Origin of the sequence: Streptomyces sp. NPDC051963, assembly GCF_044593495.1 — a bacterium.
Taxonomy (GTDB): Bacteria; Actinomycetota; Actinomycetes; order Streptomycetales; family Streptomycetaceae; genus Streptomyces.
The window spans coordinates 331569-354939 of sequence record NZ_JBIUCC010000008.1; the positions used below are offsets into that span (position 1 = coordinate 331569).

The following is a 23371-nucleotide window of genomic DNA, read 5'->3' on the forward strand; positions in this document are numbered from 1 at the left end:
GAGCGTCAGCCGTCCAGGTCCACCCGCACCGTGAGCAACGCCGCCCCCACCATCCGTACCGCCGCACTGTTCATCCGGGGCAGACTCCGCAGCCGGGCCACCGCGTCGTCGTCCGGCAGGAGATGGGCGGTGCCGTCGTGCCAGCGCCCCCGGATCCGGACCCGCACCCTCGGATTCGCCTTGATGTTGCGGATGTACTGCGACCGCTCCCCGAACTCCGACACCAGCCAGAAGGAGTCCCCGACGCGGCTGCCGCCGATGGGGGTGCGGCGAGGGAGGCCGGACGTCCGGCCCGTGGTTTCCAGGAGGGTGTGGGTCGGCAGGCTGCGCGTCAGGCGGTTGAGGTGGCGTTGGACGGCCGTGACGGCCCGGTACTTGCGTTCGGAGTGACGGAGCATTGTTTCCGGATCTCCTGTGTCGGGTCGGTGACAGGACTCCATCATTGCTCTCAGGAGAGAGCGGCAGGGCAGAGGGGCGGTGATGGGGCCGTGCGCGTCGTGACCTGGAATCTGTGGTGGCGGTTCGGGCCTTGGGAGGCGCGGCAGAAAGCGATTCTCGGCGTGCTGCGTGAACTGCGCCCCGATGTCGTCGGGTTGCAGGAGGTCTGGTCGGCGGGCCGGGAGAACCTCGCCGAGTGGCTGGCCGCGGAGCTCGGTATGCACTGGGCGTGGGGTCCCTCGCCCGCGCCTGAACGCTGGCAGCGCAAGGTCGGGGACGCGACGGTCGGGATCGGGGACGCCGTCCTCAGCCGGTGGCCGGTCGCGGACCATGCGGTGCTGCCGCTTCCGGCGCCCGCGGACGTGGCCGACGGCCGTGTGGCCCTGCACGCCCGCCTGGCCACACCTGACTACGACATCCCCTTCTTCACCACCCACCTCACCTCCGCCCCGCACGCGTCGGCCGTCCGCTGCCGTCAGGTCAGGGCGCTGGCCGAGTTCGTGGCGGAGCGTCGCGGCGGCACCCCCTTCCCGCCCGTCGTCACCGGCGACTTCAACGCCTGGCCCGACTCCGACGAGATCCGCCTCTTCGGCGGCCACCGGACCGCCCCCGCCGTCCCCGGCCAGGTCTTCTACGACGCCTGGGAGTACGCCGACCCGACCGCTCCCGCGTTCACCTGGGACTCGGCGAACCCGTACGCCGCCGTCGCTCTGTGCCCCAGCTCCCGCATCGACTACATCCACGTGGGGCCTCCCGGTCCCGGCGGACTCGGCCATGTGCGCGGTGTGCGGCGCGCGGGCGACGGTCCCGTGGACGGGGTGTGGCCCTCCGACCACGCGGCGGTCGTGGCGGACCTCGACGGCGGGTGACGTACGGCGGTCCGGCGCCCTCCTTGACAGCCCCTCCACCCGTCCCGTCACCCTGATGAGGTGACCGAACCAGCAAGGCGGACCCTGCTGCGAGTCGCCGCCGCTGCCGGGCTCGGGCTCGTCGGCTGCACCTCTGAGGAGGCCCACGAGGAGCCCGGTCCCTCGGGCACGCCTCCACCCAAGCCGACCTCGGTGTCTCCGACGCCGAGTGAAATCCCGCTCCCCTCCGCCTCCCCGTGGCCCTTCGCCCGCACCGAAGTCGAACCGCAGGCCAAGCGGTCCGCCGTACGGCTGCTCGAAGCCCTCGGTACCTGGCCGGCCGGGCAGGAGGGAACCGGGCCTGCCGGAGAGCGGGCGCAGGCGCAGGGCGTGCCCTCGGCGTCCGCCCCCGGCCTCGTCGCCCAGGCCGGCCCCCTCCTCGCCGCCGGTTCCGAAGCCACCACCCGTGTCATCGCCGCGCAGTACGGCGGGTTGCTCGCGACCCGGGCCAGCGTTCTCGTCGCCCTGCGGCAGTGGGGGCGTGGGGCGGACGGAGGAGTCGAGGCGGGCGGCGTCACCGTCGACGTACGGCTGGACCGGCGGCCGGGCGGCTGGCAGGTCGGTGAGCTGAACCCGTCCCGCCCCGCGCCGGCGCTCGCCCGGCCGGGCGCGCTGATCGAGCGGGTCGTCGGGCACGACCGCATCCGTCTCCCGCCCGCCGCCGACGCCGACGTACGGGCCGGGCAGCTACGGCCCAAGCCGTTGCGGGCGCTGCTCACGCTCGCGGAGACGTACGAGATCGACGTGAGCGTCGTGCACACCGGGCATCCGCGGAACGTCTTCGGCACGAGCCGCCTCAGCGATCACACCCGGATGCGCGCCTTCGACGTGTGGGCGGTCAACGGGCGGGCGGTGATCGATCCGGAGACCCCGGACTCACTCGTCGACCGCTTCATGCGGGCCGCGGCACGCGCGGGCGCGTACAACATCGGCGGGCCACGGCTGCTCGGAGGCGGGGGATTCTTCTCCGATCGCGTGCATCGGGATCATCTGCACATCGCCTTCGACAGCGACACCTAGCGACCCACCGGAAGCGCGGAAAGCGCTTCGAGGGGAAGCAGCCCGGATCCGCTGCCGTACTCGCTGTCGAAGGTCTCACGTCCCAGTTCCGCCACCAGCCGCTCCCGAAGTGACGCGTCCTCGATGGCGTCATCGGGGTCGAGAATCTGGTCGTTCTCGCCCAGTGCCGTCGAAACCACCGCAAGAAGTCGGGCGGCCTGCCGGTACGAGCCGTCGGAAACGGCTATCGCCGCGGCGCTCAATAGCGCGTACGGGACGAACTCCCGGTATTCGTTTTGCAGCACGTAAAGCCGGACCGCCGCGAAAAGTTCGCGAGCCCGGTCGGCATTGTTCGCCTGTAGTTCCATCCAGCCGAGATTGTGCTGCTCGCGCACTGCCCTGGCCTTGTTCCCGAGGGACTCGTTGAGAGCGATGCTCTCCTCGTACAGGGCGCGTGCCGCCGCGACGTCGCCCGCCATCCGCGCCGCTCCCGCCAGCATGTGCCTCGGCGCTTCTTCGAGGCTCCGGTCGCCGGAGCGCAGCGCCACCGCGAGGGCCTCCTCGCCCAACTGCCGCGTCGTCGCCGCGTCGTGTGCCCGCATCGCCACGGCGGCAAGCCCGTAGAGGGCATCGATCTCACCCGCCGGGTCCTTGCTTTCGCGTGCACGTGAAAGCTCGGCACGACTCATTTGCTCGACCACGTCCGTCTCACCGCGTGTGAAGGCGGCGCGCATCTCCTCGATAAAACTCATAGTCCCCTCCTCGATATAAATCGTGATTCCAGCGTACTTGCGCATGGGTGCTCGACGGACGGCGCTATTGGTCAAACAAAGCCCAATAAATTCATGGGGCAGAAGGGCGTCTCGCCTCCATCTCGGCGAGCGCGCGGTCGAGGGCCCGGGACAGTCCGTCTCCGCCGCCCTGGACGTGCGTGTACAGCGTGCCGCCCTGGAGGGCGGTGAGCAGCGCGAGTCCCGCGTCGTCGGGGTCGGTGTCCGGGGCGACGAGGTTCGCGGTGCGCGCCCGGCCGACGAGCCCGGCGAGCGCCGCCCGCCAGCCCTCGAAGAGCTCCGCGAGGACGGCGCGCAGCGCGGGATCGCCGTCCACCTGGCCGGCGAAGGCGCCCAGCGGGCAGTTCGCGTAGCCGGACCGGGCATGCGCGGCGAGTACGTCGTCCCGCCAGCGGAACAGGTCCACGGCGGCCGGGTCGGTCAGCGACGGCTGGTTGGCGAGCACCCTCTCGTACTGGTGGTGGAGCATCGCGGCGGCCAGGTCGTCCTTGCCGTCGAAGTAGTGGTACAGCTGCGACTTTCCCGCGCCGGACTCGGCGAGCACGTCGTCCAGCGATGTCGCCGCGATGCCCCGCTGGTGCATGAGCCGGGCGGCCGCGGCGGTGATGGCCGTGCGCGTCCGGCGCCCCTTCTCGGTGGCGGGAAGTGCCTTGCCCATCCGGCCCTCCGATCCTGTCCCTTGCAGTAAATGTACCAAGGAGTACACTCGACAGTAAATGTACCAAGCAGTACAGTCTGCGCGGCACGGGCGCAGAGATCACGAACCGCTCGGAACGAGAGGCAGGGGCGACGACCATGAACGACGGCTTCCTCGTCAGCACGGACTGGCTCCAGGCCCACCTGGACCGCCCCGGTGTCCGCGTCGTGGACATCCGCGGCTCCGTTCCGCCCCTGCCCGAGCCCCCGTCCGCGGAGGGGACAGCGCCTGCCGCCCCCTCCGCCGGCCTGGGCTACGAGGGCTCGCGGGACGCCTACGACAAGGGCCACATCCCCGGCGCCGTCTTCATCGACTGGACGAGCGACATCGTGGACCCCGACGACCCGGTGCCGGTGCAGCTGGCCTCCGCCGAGCGGTTCGCCGCCGCCATGCGGGACGCGGGAATCGGCGACGGGGACCTCGTGGTCGCGTACGACACCCATCCGGCGGCCACGTTCGCCGCGCGCCTCTGGTGGGCGCTGCGCTACTACGGACACGACCAGGTCGTGCTGCTCGACGGCGGTCTGCCGAAGTGGGAGCGGGAGGGCCGTCCGGTGGACGACACCCCCGTCACGCCCCGCCCCGCCGAGTTCACCCCCCGGCCCCGGCCCCGGCTGGGGGCCTCCGTCGACGACGTCCTCGCGGTGCTGCGCGACGGCGGCGCGACCCTGGTCGACGCGCGCGACGCCGGCCAGTACGACGGCACCACCGCCCGCGAGGGCAACCGGCCGGGGCACATCCCCGGCGCGGTCAACGTGCCACGCGACGATCTCGTGGACACCACCACCGGCACCTGGCGCCCGCGCGAGGAACTGCGCCGCATCTTCGCGGACGCGCGGTTGCAGCCCGACGAGCCGGTGGTCGCCTACTGCAACGGCGGGGTCGCCGCGCCGGCCGTGCTGTTCGGCCTCGCCCGGGCCGGCTACGCGACGGAGAACGCCGCGAACTACGACGGCTCGTGGAACGAGTGGAGCGCCCGCGAGGACCTCCCCGTGGAGACGAGCCGCTGATGGTCACTGAACTGGCACTGATCACCGCCCTGCCCGGCAGGGCCGACGAGCTCGGAAAGGCGATCTCCGAGGGAATCGGCTTCATCCGGCAGCACCCCGGGTGCCTGGAGGTGCGCGTCGGCCGCTGTGTCGAGGACGAGAGCCGGTACGTCGTGGAGGTCGACTGGACGTCCCTGGAGGCGCACACCGAGGACTTCAGGGAGAGCCCGCTGTTCGCACAGTGGATCGGCACGATCGCCGGGCTGCTGGACCGCTCCCTCCTGGAAACCCGCCACTACGCGCCGCAGTGACGCCCTACGCGAACGGCTCCCCGCTCGCCCGCCACACATCCGCGAGGATCTCGCGCGCCTCGCCGCTCCCGGCCCCCAGGAAATACGGCACGTGGTCGTCCCCGATCCGCACCGGCAGCAGCCTCGCCGCCATCGCCCGCGCTCCCCAGAACACCAGCTCCAGCACCACGCCCTGCCGTACCTGGCGCGAGAAGTCCATGTCGAAGACGAAGTTGCCGAGGGAGTGCGCGACGAGCCGGTCCCGGTAGAGCTCCATGCCCTGGACCCAGTGCGGATGCGAGGCGATCACCGCGTCCGCGCCCGCGTCGACGAGCCGCCGGGCGACCGTGTGCTGTTCGCTCACAGGGCGGTGCGTGTACTGCTGCCCCCAGTGCGGGCAGACGACGACCACGTCCACCCGGCCCCGCACCTCACGCACCGACGCCTCCAGCGCCGCCAGGTCGGACGCGTTCAGCGGACCCGTCCGCGGTGGCATCCGGAGCCGCACCGCCCCCGGCGTCGTCCGTCCCGCCGCCGGTGTCTCGCCGATCGCGTTGAAGGCGAGGATCCCGAAGCGCACGCCCCGCGCCCGTACGACCGCCGGTTCCCGCGCCGCCGCCAGGTTCTCGCCCGCTCCGGTCACCGCGAAACCCGCCTCGCGCACCGCCCGGACGGTCCGGCGCAGCGCCTGTGGGCCGAAGTCGCCGAGGTGGTTGTTGGCCAGCGTGAGGACGTCGAAGCCGGCCCCGCGCAGCGCCCCGAGCACGGCAGGGTCGGCGGCGAAGGAGTCGCCGCCCTGGGTGGGCGGCCCGGCGCGGGACAGGGTGCACTCCAGGTTCCCGACGGTCAGATCGGCCGCCGCCAGCCGCCGCCCGGTCCGCGAGAAGGGGAGCGCCGGATCACGGGCCCGCGCGATCCCTTCCCCCACCCGCCTGCCGAGCATGATGTCGCCGGCCCACAGGGTGGTGACGACCGTGCCCGGTCCCTCGTCCGAAGCGACGGTCACCGGATAGCCGCCCGGCTCCGTCACCGGGTCCCGGCCGTCGACCGGCAGCGCGGCCACCCCCGGGTCCAGTGCGTCGGCCCGTACGACGGCGATGGCGTCCGGGTCGTCCCGTACGGCCAGGACCGCGTCCCGGTCGGACCCCGAGGCCCCGCGTACGACCCGTGCGCGACCGCCCGTACCGCCCAGTTGCTCCCAGGTCACCGGTCCGCCGTCCCGTACATCCGCCAGCAGCCCCCGGCCGGCGGTCAGTCCGGGCGCCCGGGTGGGATGGACGGCGAGAGCCAGCGGAAGACGCGCGCCCGGCCGGGTCGGCGCAGGAGTCGTGCCACTGGGACCAGGGCTCGGGCTCGGTGACGGACGGGAAGCGCACCCGGCCGACACGGTCGCCGCGGCCGTCAGGGCCAGGGCCTCCCGCCGGGACGGGGCCCGGGCCGGGTCTCTGGAGGACATACCGCGATTCTTCGGTACCCGCGACGGCCCGTGAAGGGGGCGGCTCGTGTCACACAGGAAGAATTGGAATCGGACATACCGGGCCGCGCTGCGGTTCCCGCCTATCGGACGGTCGCTGGATGACCTGGTCTCGGCAGCTCAGCGGTGCCCGAGGAAGATCGGATTGCTGAACGCCGCCAACGCCCCCGGCAACGGCCCGATCGCCGTCTCGTGCCGCAGCTCCACACGGACGTACGCCGCGTAGGACGGCGTCGTCCGCCACTCCACGCTCCCCGCCCCCGACACCGGCAGCGGCGCGCTCGTGAACAGCACGCCCTGGTCGGTGACGAGGCGGACCGTGCAGCGCGGGGCGCCGGTGACGTCCACGCGGACGGTCACCGGGGTGTCGCGGCCGACCTCCAGCCGCTCACCGATGCCCGCGTGTTCGCCGCGCCCGCCGGACGCGGTGAAGGCCAGTGAGACGTGCTGGGACTCGGCGACGTACGAGCGGCCGGACCGGATGCCCGCCTGGATCGCCTCGCGGCTCAGGTCGTCGGCCAGCACGACCGTCTGGGGGAGGCCCACGACGTCCGGGTCCCGATGGGCGTCGCTGTTGCCCATGGCCGGGATCCAGTCCCGGCCCTCGGACCGCACGGACGCCACCAGCATGCCGTCCCAGTCCGCCAGCGCGACCTCGTCGTCGGGCGTCCACGGGCCGTTCCACACCTCGACCGCGTCCGCCTCGCCGAACCCGAACTTCCAGTTGCAGCCGATGCAGGTGGCGTGCGGGTGGGCCGGGACGACGAGTCCTCCGGCGCGACGGATCTGACGGGCGAACCGGCCGAAACGGTTGTCGCGGGCGCGGTAGCGCCAGTCCACGAAGGTGCCGGGGTCCGTGCCGAGCGCGACCACGTGGCCGTTCCTCGTCGTGACCTCCTCGCCGAGCATGATCAGCAGGCCGTCCCCGGCCTCCTCGGCCCAATGGGCGTGTGCCGAATGCGTGTTGTGCTCCGAGGTGTTGATGAAGTCCAGCCCCGCGGCCCGCGCGAGCGCCGCGATCTCGGCGGGGGTGCGGCGGCCGTCGGAGTACCAGGAGTGCAGATGGCAGTCGCCCCGGTACCAGGCGCGGCCCCGTCCCTTCGCGCGCGAGGGCGGGTATGTCGGCTCGACGACGGCGCCCGGTTCGCCGTAGGCCAGCGTGATCGTGATCTCGTACGGCAGTCCCTGCGGCGCCACCGTGTACGGGCCGAGCGCGATGTGCCAGGTGCCGGGGCGGACCGGCCCGGGGATGTATCCGGGCGTGGCGTCGTCCGCGCGGAGGAAGAACTCCGTGCGGGCCCCGCCCGACCAGCCCCGGAAGCCGCGGCCGCCCAGCTCGGTGCCGCGTTCGTCGAAGATGCCGATGTCGAGGGCGTTGCCCTGAGTGCCGGCCGGGACGGCGGGCCTGTCGTAGGTGTACGCGACCTTGATCTCCCGTACGCCGGACGGGACTTCGAGCGGCAGGTACACGAAGTCGGGCGATCCGGTCGGCAGCGTGCCGCGTACCGTCCTCGTCTCCTGGGTCCGGCCGCCCTCGGCCGAGGCGAAGCTCACGCTGTCCAACGTAAGCGCCGTGGCCGCTCCCGTCACGAAGAGCGCGCGTCTGCCGATGCCGTGGTCGTCCTCGCACATGTGCACAACTCTGGCCCTCTGACGTGAACTGCCGTACAAGGAAAGGGGATCCACAGGCGTCCGGTGCGGGGATCGGCGAGGATGCCGACTGGTCGGTATGGACATCCGAGGTCTGCCACGGTACAGATGGGCCATGCGCCTCTCCGCCACGATCTTCCTCACCGACGAGACGATCACCCCGACCCGGCTCGCCCGCGAGCTGGAGCAGCGGGGCTTCGCCGGGCTGTATCTGCCCGAGCACACGCACATCCCCGTCGAGCGGGCGACCCCGTACCCCGCGGGCGGTGACCTGCCGCCCGAGTACGGCCGTACGCTCGACCCGTTCGTCGCGCTCGGCCAGGCCGCCGCCGTGACCGACCGCCTGGGCCTCGGCACCGGCATCACCCTCGTCGCCCAGCACGACCCGATCGACCTGGCGAAGCAGATCGCCACGCTCGACCATCTGTCGGGCGGCCGGTTCACGCTGGGCCTCGGCTTCGGCTGGAACGTGGAGGAGGCCGCCGACCACGGGGTGCAGTGGCGGACGCGTCGCGAGCTGGTCCGGGACCGGATGGCGCTGATGCGGGCGCTGTGGACGGAGGAACCGACCGCGTACGAGGGCGAGTTCGGGAGCGTGCGGCCGAGTTCCGCATACCCCAAGCCCGCGCAGAAGCCGCGCGGCCCGGTCGTCGGTCCGCGCACACTGGTCGGCGGCGCGGCCGGTCCGAAGCTGTTCACGCACATCTGCGAGTACGCCGACGGATGGATGCCGATCGGCGGGCGGGGCCTGTCGGAGACGATGCCGGTGCTGCGGTCCGCCTGGGCGGACGCGGGCCGTGACCCGGCGGCGCTCCAGGTCGTGCCGTACGCCGTCTACCCCAACCCGGGGAAGCTGGCGCACTACGCCGACCTGGGCATCGAGGAGACCGTGGTGCAGTTGCCGCCGGCGGGGGAGGCGGAGGTGCTGCGGGTGCTGGACGAGTACGCGGCGTACTTGTAGCCGACCTCGTGGCCGACAGGCAGCGCACCGCGGCCTCCAAGGCCCCCCGACCTCGCTGAACCGGTGGAGCCCCTCCGTATGCTCGAAGGATGACGACCACCGCGAGCTCCGGAACCGGCCCCACCGAGAACTCCATGCGTCGCGCCCTCAAACGCGCCCGGGACGGCGTCGCCCTCGACGTCGACGAGGCGGCGGTGCTCCTCCAGGCCCGCGGCGAGGCCCTCGACGACCTCACCGCGTCCGCCGCCCGGGTGCGGGACGCGGGCCTCGACGCGGCCGGCCGCCCCGGGGTCATCACGTACTCGAAGAGCGTCTTCATCCCCCTCACCCGGCTGTGCCGGGACAAGTGCCACTACTGCACGTTCGTGACCGTCCCCGGCAAGCTGCGCCGGGCCGGACACGGGATGTTCATGTCGCCGGACGAGGTCCTGGACATCGCCCGCAAGGGTGCGGCCCTCGGCTGCAAGGAAGCCCTCATCACCCTCGGCGACAAGCCCGAGGACCGGTGGCCCGAGGCCCGCGAATGGCTCGACGCGCACGGCTACGACGACACCATCGCGTACGTCCGCGCCATCTCCATCCGGATCCTGGAGGAGACGGGCCTGCTGCCCCATCTCAATCCGGGGGTCATGTCGTGGACCGACTTCCAGCGGCTGAAGCCGGTGGCGCCGAGCATGGGCATGATGCTGGAGACGACGGCGGTGCGGCTGTGGTCCGAGCCGGGCGGTCCGCACTACGGATCGCCCGACAAGGAGCCCGCCGTACGGCTGCGGGTGCTGGAGGACGCCGGACGGTCCTCGGTCCCCTTCACCTCCGGGCTCCTGATCGGGATCGGGGAGACGTACGAGGAGCGCGCCGAGTCGCTGTTCGCGCTGCGCCGCGTCTCCCGGTCCTACCACGGCATCCAGGAACTGATCATCCAGAACTTCCGTGCCAAGCCGGACACCGCGATGCGCGGCATGCCGGACGCGGAGCTGGACGAGCTGGTCGCGACGGTGGCGGTGGCCCGGCACATCATGGGCCCGAGCGCCTGCCTCCAGGCCCCGCCGAACCTCGTCGACTCCGAGTACGAGCGGCTGATCGGCGCCGGGATCGACGACTGGGGCGGGGTGTCGCCCCTGACGATCGACCACGTCAACCCGGAACGCCCGTGGCCGCAGATCGAGGAGCTCGCGTCGAAGTCGGCCGCAGTGGGCTTCGAACTGCGTGAACGGCTGTGTGTCTACCCGGAGTTCGTGCAGCGCGGCGAGCCCTGGCTGGACCCGCGGCTGCTGCCGCACGTCCGTGCGCTGGCCGACCCGGAGACCGGACTGGCGCGCGAGGACGCGGTGGTCGAGGGTCACCCCTGGCAGGAGCCGGAGGAGGTGTTCGTCCCCTCCGGCCGTACGGATCTGCACACGTCCATCGACACCGAGGGCCGTACGTCCGACCGGCGTGACGACTTCGACGAGGTGTACGGCGACTGGGGCGCCCTGCGCGAGGCGGCGGCGCCGGGCATGGTGCCGTCCCGGATCGACACGGACGTACGCGCCGCCCTGGCGACCGCGGCGGACGATCCGACGAAGCTGACCGACGAGGAGGCGCTGGCGCTGCTGCACGCGGACGGTCCGGCGCTGGACGCGCTGTGCTCGGTGGCCGACGACGTACGCAAGTCGGTGGTCGGCGACGACGTCACCTACATCGTCACCCGGAACATCAACTTCACCAACGTCTGCTACACGGGCTGCCGTTTCTGCGCCTTCGCCCAGCGCCGCACGGACGCGGACGCGTACACGCTCTCCCTGGACCAGGTGGCCGACCGTGCCCAACAGGCGTGGGACGTCGGGGCGGTGGAGGTGTGCATGCAGGGCGGCATCCACCCCGACCTCCCCGGCACGGCGTACTTCGACATCGCCAAGGCGGTGAAGGCCCGCGTCCCCGGCATGCACGTGCACGCCTTCTCCCCGATGGAGGTGGTGAACGGCGCGACCCGGACCGGGCTTTCGATCCGCGAGTGGCTGACCGCGGCGAAGGAGGCGGGCCTCGACTCCGTCCCCGGCACGGCGGCGGAGATCCTCGACGACGAGGTCCGCTGGGTCCTGACGAAGGGCAAGCTGCCGACGGCGACCTGGATCGAGGTGATCTCGACGGCGCACGAGGTCGGCATCCGGTCCTCGTCGACGATGATGTACGGCCATGTGGATCAGCCGAGGCACTGGCTGGGGCACCTGAGGACGCTGGCCGGGATCCAGGAACGCACCGGCGGCTTCACGGAGTTCGTCACGCTCCCCTTCATCCACACGAACGCGCCGGTGTACCTCGCGGGCATCGCCAGGCCGGGTCCGTCGATGCGGGACAACCGTGCGGTGACGGCCATGGCACGGCTGCTGCTGCACCCGCACATCCCCAACATCCAGACGAGCTGGGTGAAGCTCGGGACGGAGGGCGCGGCCGAGATGCTCCGCTCGGGCGCGAACGACCTCGGCGGCACGCTGATGGAGGAGACGATCTCGCGGATGGCGGGGTCGTCGTACGGCTCGTACAAGTCGGTACGCGATCTGGTGGCCGTGGCCGAGGCGGCCGGCCGGCCGGCGAAGCCGCGCACGACGCTGTACGGCGAGGTGCCGGAGGAGCGGCAGCGGGCGGCTCAGGCGTCGGACGGGCATCTGCCGGAGCTGTTGCCGGTGCTGGAGTAAGAGGCAGGAACAGGAGGCTGGAGGAGGAGGCAGGAGTAGGAGGCCGGAGCCCCGCAGTACGATGATCCGACCCTGTCGGTGAGCTGAGGAGATGCGTGCCCGTGCCTGCTCCCAAGGTCTGGGTGACCGCTCTGACGGTGGCAGCGATCGCCGCCGTCACCGTCCTGGCCGTACAGGCCGACAAGGGCCCGCGTCCCACGGCGACGGCGGCGCGGCCCAGCGCGTCCGCGAGTGCACAGCCGAAGCCCTCCGCCTCCGCGCCGGCCGCGATACCGGACGATTCCGGCACCGGCCGGCGCATCGTCTACTCCCTCGGACAGCGCCGGGTATGGCTCGTCGACGCGAGCGCCGCCGCCCGCCGCACCTTCGCGGTCTGGCCGGGGACGGTGGCCCCCGACCCCGGCACCTACTCCGTCGTCTCCCGCCGCGACGCGACGACCGGCTCGGACGGGGTGGCGATCGAGAACATCGTGTACTTCGCCACCAAGTCCGGCCTCAACATCGCCTTCTCCAACGCCGTGGACGGCTCCTCACCCCCGCCGGCCTCCGGCACCCAGACCGGCGGCATCCGGATGCGCAAGGCCGACGGGTCGGCGGTGTGGACGTTCGGCTCTCAGGGGACGACGGTCGTGGTCGTCGGCTAGTCCCTCTGCTCGCTCCGGCCGATGGGCAGCTGTACGACGAGCAGCACGACCCCGCTGAACAGGAACGCCCGCGTCGCCGCGTCGAGCCCGTTCCAGTCGCCCGACTGCCACATCGCGAACCACTCCCCGCCGATCGCGATGAACCCGGCGCCGAAGAGCACCATGACCATCAGCAGGCCGTAGGTGGAGAAGCGGCGGGCGCGGGGGTCGTCGCGGCGGAACCAGAGCCAGGTTCCGTAGCTGAGGGCGAGGGCGGCGACCGTCTCCCAGACGATGATCGCCACGTACGCCGTGTTCTGAAGTCCCTTGCTGGTGATGGCTCTCCACATCAGGTCGTCGTCCTTGAACGTCGTATCCATCGCCAGGACATGCTGAACGAACTGCTGGTTCGTCCCGAAGTCCGTGATGTTCCCGAAGGCGACGAGCGCTATGTAGAGCGCGACGGTCGCGGTGAGGAGGGTGGCGGTGAGATGGAGGGCGCTTCGTGGGGATGTTTTAGGCATGGTCGTCATCTTCCCGAAGCGGGGCGGAGTGTTCCAGGTCAATCGAGCTGGAAACGATGTCCCCTAAACCGGAGTTCGGGCAAGCCGGACGAACTGCTGCCAGAATTCGGACGGACGGGCTACGGGGGTGGAGCGGATGAGGCCGACGCGGCCGTCGATGCAGGAGCTGATCCGGCAGCGCAGGCGGGCCGGGTTCGTGGGGCGGAGTGACGAGCGGGCGGCGTTCCGGCAGAACCTCGACCTTCCGCCGGAGGATGAGCGGCACCGGTTCCTCTTCCATGTGCACGGCCAGGCCGGGGTGGGAAAGACGTTCCTGGTCAGGGAGCTCGAGCAACTGGCCCGCGAGAAGGGGGCGCTGACCGCGTACGTCGACGAGCGCGTCGGCAGCGTGCCGGAGGCGATGGCGGCGATCAGCCGCGAATTCGCCGGCCAGGGCCAGAAGTTCAAGGAACTGGAGCGGCTGCTCGCCGCGCACCGGGAGCGGCGGCACGAGGCCGAGACGGCCGCCCTGGTCGACCCCGAGCCCGAGGGACCGTCGGCAGGCGGTTCGGCCATTGCGCGCGCCGGGCTGGTCGGGCTGGGACTGGTGCCGGGAGTGGGCGCCTTCACCGGTGTGCTGGACGCCGATCAACTCGCCAGAGGAGCCGACCGAGTCCGCGCAGGTCTCAGCGCACGCTTCCGCAACCAGGAGGACGTGCAGCTGGTGCTGTCGCCGGAGCGGGTACTGACCCCTGTGCTGCTGACGGAGTTGTCCGACGCCGCATCCGACCTGCCCTGGATCGTCCTGTTCTTCGACACCTACGAGCGGACCGGCCCGTTTCTCGACGGCTGGCTGCACGACGTGATGACGAGCGACCGGTACGGCACTCTTCCCGGCCATGTCGTCGTGGTCACCGCCGGCCGACGTCCCTTCGACACCGCCCGCTGGGGGGCCTGCTCCGACCTCATGACGGACCTGCCGCTCGGGCCGTTCACGGAGGAAGAGGCGCGGGGGCTGCTCGCGAGCAAGGGTGTGGTGGATCGGCCGGTCGTCGAGGAGGTACTCCGGCTCACCGGCGGACTCCCGGTCCTCGTGTCGACGCTCGCGGAAGCGCGGCCCGTCGATCCGGACGACGTGGGGGACCCGAGCGCCTCGGCGGTGGAAAGGTTCCTGAAGTGGGAGCAGGATCCGGTACGTCAGGCCGTCGCCCTGGTCTGCGCGTTGCCCCGGTGGCTGGACGCGGACGTGTTCCGGGCCGTCGTGGACTGCGCGGACGAGGAGGTCGATGCGCTTCTCACCTGGCTGAGAGGCATGCCGTTCGTCAGCGAGCGCGGGGAGAAGGCGCAGTACCACGACGTGGTGCGGGGGCCGATGCTGCGGTTGCAGCGGCTGCGCTCCCCTCGGGGCTGGGCCGAGCGCCATGCGCGTCTCGCGGAGACGTTCGAGCGGTGGCGGGTGGAGGCCGAAACGGACCTGGCCTCCGATGAGTTGTGGGTGGACGAAGGATGGCGGGAGGTACGGCTCACGGAGTCGTACCACCTCCTGTGCGCGAAACCGCGAGTTGCTCTGCCGGTGGTCCTGCGGGACACCGTGGACGCCTGCGGGGAGGGCGACGTGGTGGCCCGGCAGTGGGCGCAGGCCCTGGTGCAGGCCGGGGAGGACGCCGGCGCGGAGGCCATCGGTGCCTGGGGGCGTGACGTGCTGGAGGCGATCGAGCGGGGCGGCGTGCTCGAAGCGCTCGGTGTGTTGCTGGCCCGGGGCGGCTTCGACACCCGGGGGCAGGCCGTGGCCTGTCAGCTGCGGGGCGTGGAACTCGGAGGGGCCGGACACCATGCCCGGGCACTGATCGAGTTCGATCGCGCTCTGGCACTCGATCCCGGCCTCGCGGCCGCGTACCACGGCAGGGGGTACGCACGAGCTCAGGAAGGCGACTACGCCGCTGCCGTGGCCGACCTCTCCCGAGCCGACGAACTCGCCCCAGGCAAGGCGACCACCCTGATGCTGCGCGGCGAGTACCAGCGGCTGCTGGGGGACTACGAGGCTTCGGTCAGGGATCTGGACCAGGCGATCGGGATACACGGGACGCGAGCGTTCGCGTGGGCTTCCCGGGGCGCCGCCAAGCACAGCCTCGGCGAGCTCGATGCGGCGGCCGCGGATCTGGACCGGGCGTTGGAACTGGACCCGGAGTACGTCTGGGCGTGGGTCCGCCGGGCACGTGTCCGGCGCTCTCGGCGCGACCATGCGCGGCGCCTTTCGGACCTGGACCGTGCGGTCGCGCTGAGTCCGGACAGCCCTTGGCTCTACTGCGAGCGGGGCGACGCCCTGACCGCCTCCCGCCGCTTCGAGGAGGCCATCGCCGACTTCGACCGGGCGATCGAGCTGGACGACGAGTACGCCTCGGCCTACGCGAGCCGCGGCGCCTGCCGGGCCACGATGGGCCACCACGGCGAGGCGCTCACCGATCTGGACCGTTCCCTCGAACTCGCTCCGGACTACGGATGGGCCCTCTGCCAACGGGCGATGCTGCATTTGCAACTCGGCCATGGCGATTCGGCGTTGGCCGACCTGGACCGGGCAAAGCAGCAACAGCCCCTCGACGCCCGGGTGCTCGCCTGGCGCGGCAGAGCACTGGACGCCGTAGAGCGATTCGAAGAAGCCCGCACGGAGTTGAGCCGTGCCCTTGAACTGAGTCCCGACTACGCGATGGCATACGGCTATCGAGGCGCACTCCTCCTGAAACAGGGTCTCCTCGCGGAGGCCCTGGCAGACACCGCACACTTCCTCGCACTCGTGGCCTCCCAGCCCATGAACCCAATGGACGTCATCCGGATGGAAGCGCCGGTCAGAGGACTCCTCGACCAGCTGGTCGAGCTCGTCGAGCGGCTACGACATCTCCCCGGCGCCGACGCAACGGCCCTCGATCCGGTACTCGCCCAGCTGACGACGGCGCGTGAAATGCCCTGGCCCCAGTCCGTTGAGTAGCGGCCGGCCCCAGTCCGCACTCCCCGAACCCCGCCCATAAGAGATCACTCCCGATCACTCGGTTCACATCTCGCATATCGATCCGCCCCCTGAACCGACCGTTCCCGGTCGATTACAGTGCTGAGCTGTCATATATCCGGGCGATGCCGTGGGGAGGTCTTGGTGGGTGCGACAGCCGGGGCCGTCTGGGGACGTGCCGAGCAGCAGGACTTTCGGAGTCGGGTGCGTGGGACGTTGCTCGGCGTGGCGCTGGGGGATGCGTTGGGGGCGCCCGTCGACGGGCTCTCGACCGAGGAGATCCGGGCGGCGTACGGCGCCGAAGGGCTCGTCGATCTTGCCAACGGGTACGGGAGACGCGGGGCCGTCACCCATCTCACCCAGCTCAGCCTGTTCTCCGTCGACGGGCTGATACGCGCCCAGGTGCGCCGGGACACCGGTGCCTGGCATCCGCCGACCGATCTGCATCGGGCGTATCTGCGATGGGCCGCGACGCAGCGGGACTGGGGGCCCGACGAGCGGCGCAAGGACGACGGGTGGCTGGCCCGGGAGGAGTGGCTGTACGCCCGGCGGGACCCGGCGCGCTCCCTGATCGTCGGGTTCGGGGACGACAACATGGCCACGCTCGACGCTCCCAGGAACCCCGGTGAGACCGGGCCGGAGGCCGCCGCCCGTTCCGCGCCCTTCGGGCTGCTCGTGGGATGGGAGCCGCAGCTGGTCGTGCAGCTCGCCGTGGAGTGTGCCGCGCAGACGCACGGCCACCCCGCCGCTTATCTGTCCGCGGGCGCGTACGCCGTGATCGTGCACTCCCTGGCCCGCGGCGAGGGCCTCGACGGCGCCGTGCAGCGGGCCCTCGCGCTGCTCGCCGCCCGTCCGGGGCACCAACCCGTCTCCGACTCCCTCCAGCACGCCCTGGGTGCCGTACGACAGGGCATGCCCACGCCCTCGCGGGTCGAGGAACTGGCGGGGGACGGGACGGCCGACGGTTTGCTGGCCGCGGCCGTGTACTGCGCGCTGGTCGGGGAGGACGTCCGGCACGGGCTCTGCCTCGCCGTGAACCAGGCCGGGCCCTCGGGGGCGGCCGGCGCGCTGACCGGCGGCCTGCTGGGCGCCCTGCACGGCGAAACGGCCCTCCCACCGGCCTGGCTGGCCGAGCTGGAGGGCCGTCCCACGATCCTGGAACTGGCCGACGACTTCGCCATGGAGATGACCCAGGGGCCCGCGCTGCACGGCCCGGCCGGCTCGGCCCCCGGATGGATCACGCGGTATCCGAGGGCCTGAGGGTCTGCGGTCCTGAGGCTCAGTCCTTTGTCGTCGTGCGCACCACGTCGTCCCCCGCACCCGCCGGAGCCGGTACGGCGGCAGCCGCCGCGTCGTCGCCGTCGGTGTTGATCTTCTCGATGATCGCGAGCCGCTCCGGGGTGTCCTCCGGCTTGAGGAAGCCGATGAGGATGTACAGGACCAGCGACACGGCCAGCGGGATCGACACCTGGTACTGGAGCGGGACGCCGCCCTCGACGCTCCAGTTGATCGGGTAGTTGACCAGCCAGAAGGCGAGCAGTCCGGCGGCCCAGCTGGTGAGCGCGGCCGTCGGTCCCGAGCGGCGGAACGGGCGCAGCAGGCCCAGCATCATCGGGATCGCGATCGGGCCCATGAGACCGGCGACCCACTTGATCACGACGGTGATGATGTCCTTGAAGGTGGGGGAGTTGACCTGGGTCGCCACCGCCATGGACAGGCCGAGGAAGACGACCGTGGTCACCCGGGCCGCGATCAGGCCGGACCGCTCGCCCCACGCCCGCGCCTGCTTCGACAGCACCGGCGCCACGTCCCGGGTGAAAACGGCCGCGATCGCGTTGGCGTCGGAGGAGCACATGGCCATGGTGTGCGAGAAGAACCCGACGATGACGAGGCCCAACAGGCCGTGTGGGAGGAGCTGTTCGGTCATCAGGCCGTACGAGTCGGAGCCGTCCGTCTTCTGCGACTGGACCAGCAGCGGCGACATCCACATCGGGAAGAACAGCACCACCGGCCAGACCAGCCACAGCACCGCCGACAGCCGCGCCGACCGCTCGGCCTCGCGCGGGGTGGCCGTGGCCATGTAGCGCTGGGCCTGGTTGAGCATGCCGCCGTTGTACTCGAAGAGCTTGATGAAGAGGAAGGCGAGCAGGAAGACGGTTCCGTACGGTCCGACCAGCGGCTCGCCGTGGCCCTGGAGCGCGGGCTCGTCCCAGGCGCCGAAGAACCCGATGCCCTTGTCGTTGAGTTCCATGACCACCGCGACGAACATCGCGACACCGGCCAGGAGTTGGATGACGAACTGGCCGAGCTCGGTCAGCGCGTCCGCCCACAGACCGCCGATGGTGCAGTAGACGGCGGTGATGCAGCCGGTGATGAGGATGCCCTGGTTCAGGGACACACCCGTGAACACCGACAGCAGCGTCGCGATGGCCGCCCACTTCGCGCCCACGTCCACGATCTTCAGCAGCATGCCGGACCAGGCCAGCGCCTGCTGGGTCTTGAGGTCGTAGCGGTTCTTCAGGTACTCGAGCGGGGACGCCACATGCAGCCGTGACCGCAGCCGGTTGATCCGCGGAGCGAACAGCTTCGACCCGATGGCGATACCGATGGCGATGGGGAAGGACCACGTCACGAAGGACGTGACGCCATAGGTGTAGGCGATGCCCGCGTAGCCGGTGAACATCACCGCGCTGTAGCCCGACATGTGGTGCGAGATGCCGGAGAGCCACCAGGGCATCTTCCCGCCGGCCGTGAAGAAGTCGCTTACGTTGTCCACGCGCTTGTGCGACCAGACGCCGATGGCGACCATCACACCGAAATAGCCGATGAGTACGGCCCAGTCGAGACTGTTCATGAGCCCCCTTCCAGAGTCCGCCATGTGAACGGCCCGCTCATCGTGAGTGCGTTTACGCGGGCACGACAAGGAAGCGTCAGGTCAAGGGAGAGTAAAAATGTTCTCCTTGATGACCTGCGTTCATGGATATGAACTCCGGGAAATGGCTCAGCGCATCAGCTCACCCGCATTGACCAGCAGAGACTGCCCTGTGATCGCCCGTGCCCGGTCCGACGCCAGGAAAACCGCCGCGTCCGCCACGTCCCCGTCCGTGGCCAGCTCCGGCAGCGCCATCCGATCCGTCAGCCGTTGCCGTACGTCCGCCTCCGGCACCTTCTCGGTATGCGCCGCGAACTGGACGTAGGCCTGCACCGGCGGCCCCCACATCCACCCCGGCAGCACGGTGTTCACCCGGATCCTGGCCGGCCCGAGCTCCCGGGCCAGCGAGTACATCGCACTCGTCAGCGCCCCCTTGGAGGCCGCGTACGCCGCCTGCCGCACCTGCGAGGGCGCCGCCACCGCCGACTGCGTCCCGATGAACACCACCGAGCCCCCGCGCTCCTTCAGTGCGGGCAGACAGGCGCGCGTCATCCGCAGCGACCCCAGCAGATTCACGTCGATCACCGACTGCCAGGTCGTGAAGTCCGCGTCCTCCAGACCCCCGAAGTAGCCGTCCCAGGCGGCCACATGGACGACCGCGTCGATCCCACCGAACCGCTCCCGCGCCAGCCCCGCCAGCGCCTCGCACTGCGCCTCGTCGGTGATGTCGGTCGTCCGGTACGCCGTGTGCGCCCCGTCCGGATCGATCTCCGCGACGCTCTTGGCGAGGTTCGCCTCCGTCCGCGCTCCCAACGCGGCATTGCCCCCGTCCCGTACGACGGCCGCCGCGACCTGGTGCCCGAGCCCGGCCCCGACCCCCGACACCACGACCGTCTTACCCGCGAGCAGTGACATCCCGATCCCTCCCGCCTCCAGGGCCTGTCCTGAGTTCCCCGCCTGCGCCCCGCCGCCCGGCACGCACGCTCGCCGCACGGCGCCGCAGGACAGGTGGCTCCGCCACATGACCTGCGACACCGCACGCCGATCGCACGCACCGAACGCCGCTGCGCCCGCGCGCCGCGCGGACGACGGGGAACTCAGGACAGGCCCTGGCGCTCTATCTGACGAAGCGTCAGAGTATGGGCGACGGTACGAAAGGGGAACCGCATGAGCGACGACACCCGCAGCGAGACCTACGCCGAGCTGGCCGCCGTAGGCCCGTACGGTGTCCACCCGGGCCACGCCCTGATCACCATGGTCGAACCGCACCCGGGGCATGAGTACGCCTACAACCGCTGGTACGAGGACGACCACTACTACGCCGGCGCGATGGCCATGCCCTGGATGTACGCCGGCCGTCGCTGGGTGGCCACCCGTGACCTCCAACTCCTTCGCTACCCCGAGAAGTCGGCGATCGCCCAGCCGGTCACCGCCGGCTGCTACCTCTCGACGTACTGGATCACCGACGGACGCCACGACGACCACATGAAGTGGACCGTCGGCATCAACAAGCGTCTCAACCGCGACGGTCGCGTCTATCAGGACCGTACGCATGTCTTCACGGCGTTCCAGGACCACGAGGCGACGGTGTACCGGGACGGTGCCGCCGGGCCCCGGGACTTCCATGCCCTCGACCACCCCTACGCCGGACTGGTCGTCGAGGTCATCGACGCCGAATCGGCCGGGCAGCGGGCCGAGTTGCTGGAGTGGCTGTGTGCGCGCCGACTGCCGAAGCGGCTCGCGGGCTCACCGGCGGCGATGGTGACGGTCTTCCGGCCGACCCCGCTGCCGGGGGACCGGATGTCGTACGTGAAGCAGGTCGAGGGCGTCGATACGCGGCTGACCCTGCTGTGGTTCCTGGAGGCGGATCCGCGGGAGTGCTGGGAGGGGTACTTCACCGGGCTCGACACGGCGGTCGGGGAGGCCGGACTGGGGAGGGTGGAGCTGGTGGCGCCGTTCGTTCCGACCGTGCCGGGGACGGACAGGTACGTGGACCGGCTGAGGTAGCGGGAGAGGGCAAAAGCCGAGCCCCCTCGGCAAGGACGGCGGGCTAGTCGAGAGGGCTCTTCCTGTGGTGCTTATGGAGTTGTGAGAGACGGTGCCGCATCAGCCGAGGTCGAAAGTCCCCCGGCCGACCTGAGCCACGAAGACGTTCCACGAGTTCGCCGGGAAGGCGAGCGTGGGGCCCTCGGGGACCTTGGAGTCCCGGACGGCCATGGCCGCGAGAACCGGTGACTTGATTTCGACGCACGCGCCGTTTCCCGTGGAGTACGAGGACTTGGTCCACGTGTCCGTGGCGCCCTGACGAATTGCCATGTTCGCTCCGCATTGCCAGTTGATGAGTTGCTGCGATTGCGCCAATCGGTGTTACTCGATGGCGTGATCGACGCTACTCGCCAACATCGGCTGATGAAGCGACCATTCACTCGACTGGATGGCATATTCCAATGGGGCTTCCATCTTGGCTGGGCGACGGTGTACTGTGCGCCGCCTTCTGCCCAGGACGGGCCCGGGGACACTCAGCGGGCGTACTCCTTCGCGATGTCCGCGATGAACTGCCGGGACTGATCCACATTCAGCGCCTGGGCCCGCAGATGCTCGTACATCACCGCGTACTTCTGCACGTCGTTCGCCTTCTCCAGGTACAGATCGCTGGTGACGCCCTCGATGTAGACGACGCTGGAGTCCGACGCGTCCGGGAACTCCAGGATCGCGTACTGGCCGTTCAGGCCCGGATGCGCGCCCATCTCGAAGGGGATCACCTGCACGGTGACGTGTGGCAGCTGGGACTGCTCGACCAGGTACTCCAACTGCTCGCGCATCAGCGAACGGTTGCCGACCAGCCGGCGCAGCGCCGCCTCGTCCAGGACCGACCACAGGCGGAGCGGGTTGTCCGGGGCGGTGATTCGTTCCTGCCGACGCAGCCGCACCTGCACGCGCTTGTCGACATCGGCCGCCGCCGTCTCCGGCAGCGCGCCCGCGATCAGCGCCTCCGCGTACGGCCGGGTCTGGAGCAGACCGGGGACGACCTGCGGGTCGTACACCCGAAGGCTCGCCGCGTCCGTCTCCAGCCCGATGTACACGCTGTACGGGATGTCACCGAACGAATGCCACCAGCCCTGCTGGCGGGAGTCCTTGGCCATTTGCATCAGCGAGTCGACGATCCGGTGGTCCTCCACCTCGTAGACCCCGCACAGATCGCGGACGTCGCGCTGGCTGATGCTGCGTCGCCCGTTCTCCAGCCGGCTGATCTTCGACTGGGAGACCAGGAGCCGTTCCGCCACCTCTTCGGCCGTCATGCCCTTGAGCTCACGGAGCCTGCGCAGCTCCTGGCCCAGCCGGCGTCGCCTGACGGTGGGATTGACATTGGACGCCACGGGACGTGCACCTCCGGCTGCGTGCCTTGCTTGCCACTTTGCGTATCTGCTGTTGAGCAGACTGCCACCAAGGTGCTTCTTACCGCTGGGAAACGGTGGATATACGGGCGGGTACACGCCAGTTCAAACGCGGGTGGCGCCGGGTGGCGCGGCACGAGGACACCGTTACGCACGACCGCGCGGGGCGGTGAGACCGCGTCGTCGTCCAGGACGTGCGGCCTCGTTGCCCCGCGCGGTCCAGCGGCTCCCGTACCGGTCCGGGGGATGCGGTGCGGCGCTGATGTGCGTGGTGCGGTGGTGCGGTGTTGCTGCGGTTCGAGTGGTGCTGCTCGTGTCGTGGGACTGCGGCTCAGTGGGCCACGACACGCGTCATGGAACCGCGGTGCGGTTGCATCGGAACGCCGCGCGCGGGTTCCGGTGCGGGCCTGCCACCGGGGGCGGCCTGGCGGCCGGCCGGTGCCGGGCTGCGGCGTGGCTGGGCCGCCACGCCGTTCTGGACGTCCATCACGGCGTGCGCCACGAGGCCGCCCATCGGGTCGTGCCTGATCAGGTCCCGTAGCCGGGAGCGGGACGAGCGTCCCTCATTGCCCGGATACAGGTGCTTGCCGAGGCCGACCGCGTGCGCCAGAGCGGCGAGCGCCGCGGTCCGCGGGTCCGGCGGGACGCCGGTACGGATCGCGGAGTCCAGTCGGGATCTGATCTCCCGGCTGATCTCGGTCTGACTCGCTTGGTAGCGAGTCGTCGGCAGCACTCCGCACATCTGGCCCGCCACGGCATGCACCATGCCGCACCGCTCCAGATGCGAGAGGTAGGTCTGGCGTAGGCCTAGACGCGGCCCGCCAATCCAGTGGACCGCCCGCACCGGAGCGCCGCGCCTTCGCAGCAACTCCAACGCGCAGTCCAAAGTCGGATCTCCAGTCGGCCGTGGGGACACCACGGCGATACGATCCCCGTCTGGGGCTATCCGTCCGGCCAGCGCCAGCTCCACTAGCTGTGCTCCGGCCAGACCAAGGTCGAGCGACTGCGGCTGTGCAGTGGTACCCGTGGTCGGGTCCAATGCCAGCAACAGAAGCTCCTCCGGAAGTGTTCTGCGGCTCCTGCCCATCCATGCCTCCCCGCGTGG

General features: G+C 70.8%; 21 protein-coding genes. 10 read left to right on the top strand and 11 right to left on the bottom strand.

Going from position 1 to position 23371, the window contains the following annotated elements; genetic code table 11:
- Positions 1-5: 5 nt before the first annotated feature.
- On the bottom strand, positions 6-398 hold the full coding sequence (locus tag ACIHFB_RS32950; RefSeq protein WP_400128863.1) for a nitroreductase/quinone reductase family protein: 393 nt from the start codon (positions 396-398) through the stop codon (positions 6-8).
- A gap of 90 nt (positions 399-488) precedes the next feature.
- Here ACIHFB_RS32950 and ACIHFB_RS32955 point away from each other — a divergent pair, with 90 nt between their 5' ends.
- Together ACIHFB_RS32955 and ACIHFB_RS32960 are read left to right on the top strand one after the other, a co-directional pair.
- Entirely contained in the window at positions 489-1307 is an 819-nt protein-coding gene (locus ACIHFB_RS32955; protein WP_400128864.1) for an endonuclease/exonuclease/phosphatase family protein, read from the top strand.
- Positions 1308-1367: 60 nt separating this feature from the next.
- Complete coding sequence (locus ACIHFB_RS32960; RefSeq protein WP_400128865.1) at positions 1368-2366, top strand: hypothetical protein; 999 nt, start codon at positions 1368-1370, stop codon at positions 2364-2366.
- On the opposite strand, the gene ACIHFB_RS32965 is transcribed toward ACIHFB_RS32960, so the two are convergent.
- Both ACIHFB_RS32965 and ACIHFB_RS32970 read right to left on the bottom strand, forming a co-directional pair.
- Positions 2363-3097, bottom strand: coding sequence for a hypothetical protein (locus ACIHFB_RS32965; protein ID WP_400128866.1), 735 nt, complete (start codon positions 3095-3097; stop codon positions 2363-2365). The genes ACIHFB_RS32960 and ACIHFB_RS32965 overlap by 4 nt on opposite strands.
- A gap of 91 nt (positions 3098-3188) precedes the next feature.
- Positions 3189-3794, bottom strand: coding sequence for a TetR/AcrR family transcriptional regulator (locus ACIHFB_RS32970; RefSeq protein WP_365276024.1), 606 nt, complete (start codon positions 3792-3794; stop codon positions 3189-3191).
- A gap of 137 nt (positions 3795-3931) precedes the next feature.
- Between ACIHFB_RS32970 and ACIHFB_RS32975 the strand changes: the two genes are divergently transcribed.
- Together ACIHFB_RS32975 and ACIHFB_RS32980 are read left to right on the top strand one after the other, a co-directional pair.
- Entirely contained in the window at positions 3932-4843 is a 912-nt protein-coding gene (locus ACIHFB_RS32975) for a sulfurtransferase (RefSeq protein ID WP_365276027.1), read from the top strand.
- Positions 4843-5133 (top strand): antibiotic biosynthesis monooxygenase family protein, encoded by a 291-nt coding sequence (locus ACIHFB_RS32980; protein WP_400128867.1) that lies wholly within the window; start codon positions 4843-4845, stop codon positions 5131-5133. Before ACIHFB_RS32975 ends, ACIHFB_RS32980 begins: the two co-directional genes overlap by 1 nt.
- A 4-nt stretch (positions 5134-5137) precedes the next feature.
- On the opposite strand, the gene ACIHFB_RS32985 is transcribed toward ACIHFB_RS32980, so the two are convergent.
- Both ACIHFB_RS32985 and ACIHFB_RS32990 read right to left on the bottom strand, forming a co-directional pair.
- Complete coding sequence (locus tag ACIHFB_RS32985; RefSeq protein ID WP_400128868.1) at positions 5138-6568, bottom strand: CapA family protein; 1431 nt, start codon at positions 6566-6568, stop codon at positions 5138-5140.
- Positions 6569-6706: 138 nt separating this feature from the next.
- A complete protein-coding gene (locus ACIHFB_RS32990) occupies positions 6707-8218 on the bottom strand; it encodes a CehA/McbA family metallohydrolase (RefSeq protein WP_400128869.1) in 1512 nt (503 codons plus the stop codon).
- A 133-nt stretch (positions 8219-8351) separates the two neighbouring features.
- Between ACIHFB_RS32990 and ACIHFB_RS32995 the strand changes: the two genes are divergently transcribed.
- The 3 genes from ACIHFB_RS32995 (at position 8352) to ACIHFB_RS33005 (ending at position 12516) form a co-directional block, all read left to right on the top strand.
- Positions 8352-9197 carry an LLM class F420-dependent oxidoreductase gene (locus ACIHFB_RS32995; RefSeq protein ID WP_365276039.1) on the top strand — a complete coding sequence of 282 codons (846 nt, stop codon included), beginning with the start codon at positions 8352-8354 and terminating at the stop codon, positions 9195-9197.
- Positions 9198-9286: 89 nt separating this feature from the next.
- Positions 9287-11872: a bifunctional FO biosynthesis protein CofGH gene (locus ACIHFB_RS33000; protein ID WP_400128870.1), complete on the top strand. Its 2586-nt coding sequence runs from the start codon at positions 9287-9289 to the stop codon at positions 11870-11872.
- Between the two features lie 101 nt (positions 11873-11973).
- Positions 11974-12516 carry a hypothetical protein gene (locus tag ACIHFB_RS33005; protein ID WP_400128871.1) on the top strand — a complete coding sequence of 181 codons (543 nt, stop codon included), beginning with the start codon at positions 11974-11976 and terminating at the stop codon, positions 12514-12516.
- Here ACIHFB_RS33005 and ACIHFB_RS33010 read toward each other — a convergent pair.
- Entirely contained in the window at positions 12513-13019 is a 507-nt protein-coding gene (locus tag ACIHFB_RS33010) for a DUF2165 domain-containing protein (RefSeq protein WP_365276048.1), read from the bottom strand. The two genes, ACIHFB_RS33005 and ACIHFB_RS33010, sit on opposite strands and share 4 nt — an antisense overlap.
- Positions 13020-13155: 136 nt before the next feature.
- Between ACIHFB_RS33010 and ACIHFB_RS33015 the strand changes: the two genes are divergently transcribed.
- A complete protein-coding gene (locus ACIHFB_RS33015) occupies positions 13156-15981 on the top strand; it encodes a tetratricopeptide repeat protein (RefSeq protein ID WP_400128872.1) in 2826 nt (941 codons plus the stop codon).
- A gap of 162 nt (positions 15982-16143) precedes the next feature.
- Positions 16144-17259, top strand: a complete 1116-nt coding sequence (locus ACIHFB_RS33020; RefSeq protein WP_365276053.1) for an ADP-ribosylglycohydrolase family protein — start codon at positions 16144-16146, stop codon at positions 17257-17259.
- A 19-nt stretch (positions 17260-17278) separates the two neighbouring features.
- Here the strand turns inward: ACIHFB_RS33020 and ACIHFB_RS33025 are convergent, their stop codons facing one another.
- Complete coding sequence (locus tag ACIHFB_RS33025) at positions 17279-18853, bottom strand: sodium:solute symporter family protein (protein WP_365276056.1); 1575 nt, start codon at positions 18851-18853, stop codon at positions 17279-17281.
- 147 nt (positions 18854-19000) lie between these two features.
- Positions 19001-19786, bottom strand: coding sequence for an SDR family oxidoreductase (locus tag ACIHFB_RS33030; protein ID WP_400128873.1), 786 nt, complete (start codon positions 19784-19786; stop codon positions 19001-19003).
- 252 nt (positions 19787-20038) lie between these two features.
- On the opposite strand from ACIHFB_RS33030, the gene ACIHFB_RS33035 reads away from it, so the two are divergent.
- Positions 20039-20878: a hypothetical protein gene (locus ACIHFB_RS33035; RefSeq protein ID WP_400128875.1), complete on the top strand. Its 840-nt coding sequence runs from the start codon at positions 20039-20041 to the stop codon at positions 20876-20878.
- A gap of 99 nt (positions 20879-20977) precedes the next feature.
- On the opposite strand, the gene ACIHFB_RS33040 is transcribed toward ACIHFB_RS33035, so the two are convergent.
- From ACIHFB_RS33040 to ACIHFB_RS33050, 3 genes are all read right to left on the bottom strand, one after another.
- Positions 20978-21187, bottom strand: a complete 210-nt coding sequence (locus ACIHFB_RS33040) for a DUF397 domain-containing protein (protein ID WP_210588858.1) — start codon at positions 21185-21187, stop codon at positions 20978-20980.
- A gap of 203 nt (positions 21188-21390) precedes the next feature.
- Positions 21391-22248, bottom strand: a complete 858-nt coding sequence (locus ACIHFB_RS33045) for a helix-turn-helix transcriptional regulator (protein ID WP_365276066.1) — start codon at positions 22246-22248, stop codon at positions 21391-21393.
- A 349-nt stretch (positions 22249-22597) separates the two neighbouring features.
- The gene (locus tag ACIHFB_RS33050; RefSeq protein ID WP_210588856.1) at positions 22598-23353 is read right to left on the bottom strand and encodes a GPP34 family phosphoprotein; all 756 of its coding nucleotides are present in this window, start codon (positions 23351-23353) and stop codon (positions 22598-22600) included.
- Positions 23354-23371: the final 18 nt, after the last annotated feature.

Bases quoted from the DNA above. Each gene is read 5' to 3' on its own strand.
- ACIHFB_RS32950 (WP_400128863.1), bottom strand. From the start codon at position 398: ATGCTCCGTCACTCCGAACGCAAGTACCGGGCCGTCACGGCCGTCCAA.
- ACIHFB_RS32965 (WP_400128866.1), bottom strand. From the start codon at position 3,097: ATGAGTTTTATCGAGGAGATGCGCGCCGCCTTCACACGCGGTGAGACG.
- ACIHFB_RS32970 (WP_365276024.1), bottom strand. From the start codon at position 3,794: ATGGGCAAGGCACTTCCCGCCACCGAGAAGGGGCGCCGGACGCGCACG.
- ACIHFB_RS32975 (WP_365276027.1), top strand. From the start codon at position 3,932: ATGAACGACGGCTTCCTCGTCAGCACGGACTGGCTCCAGGCCCACCTG.
- ACIHFB_RS32980 (WP_400128867.1), top strand. From the start codon at position 4,843: ATGGTCACTGAACTGGCACTGATCACCGCCCTGCCCGGCAGGGCCGAC.
- ACIHFB_RS32985 (WP_400128868.1), bottom strand. From the start codon at position 6,568: ATGTCCTCCAGAGACCCGGCCCGGGCCCCGTCCCGGCGGGAGGCCCTG.
- ACIHFB_RS32990 (WP_400128869.1), bottom strand. From the start codon at position 8,218: ATGTGCGAGGACGACCACGGCATCGGCAGACGCGCGCTCTTCGTGACG.
- ACIHFB_RS32995 (WP_365276039.1), top strand. From the start codon at position 8,352: ATGCGCCTCTCCGCCACGATCTTCCTCACCGACGAGACGATCACCCCG.
- ACIHFB_RS33000 (WP_400128870.1), top strand. From the start codon at position 9,287: ATGACGACCACCGCGAGCTCCGGAACCGGCCCCACCGAGAACTCCATG.
- ACIHFB_RS33010 (WP_365276048.1), bottom strand. From the start codon at position 13,019: ATGCCTAAAACATCCCCACGAAGCGCCCTCCATCTCACCGCCACCCTC.
- ACIHFB_RS33015 (WP_400128872.1), top strand. From the start codon at position 13,156: ATGAGGCCGACGCGGCCGTCGATGCAGGAGCTGATCCGGCAGCGCAGG.
- ACIHFB_RS33025 (WP_365276056.1), bottom strand. From the start codon at position 18,853: ATGAACAGTCTCGACTGGGCCGTACTCATCGGCTATTTCGGTGTGATG.
- ACIHFB_RS33030 (WP_400128873.1), bottom strand. From the start codon at position 19,786: ATGTCACTGCTCGCGGGTAAGACGGTCGTGGTGTCGGGGGTCGGGGCC.
- ACIHFB_RS33035 (WP_400128875.1), top strand. From the start codon at position 20,039: ATGAGCGACGACACCCGCAGCGAGACCTACGCCGAGCTGGCCGCCGTA.
- ACIHFB_RS33040 (WP_210588858.1), bottom strand. From the start codon at position 21,187: ATGGCAATTCGTCAGGGCGCCACGGACACGTGGACCAAGTCCTCGTAC.
- ACIHFB_RS33050 (WP_210588856.1), bottom strand. From the start codon at position 23,353: ATGGGCAGGAGCCGCAGAACACTTCCGGAGGAGCTTCTGTTGCTGGCA.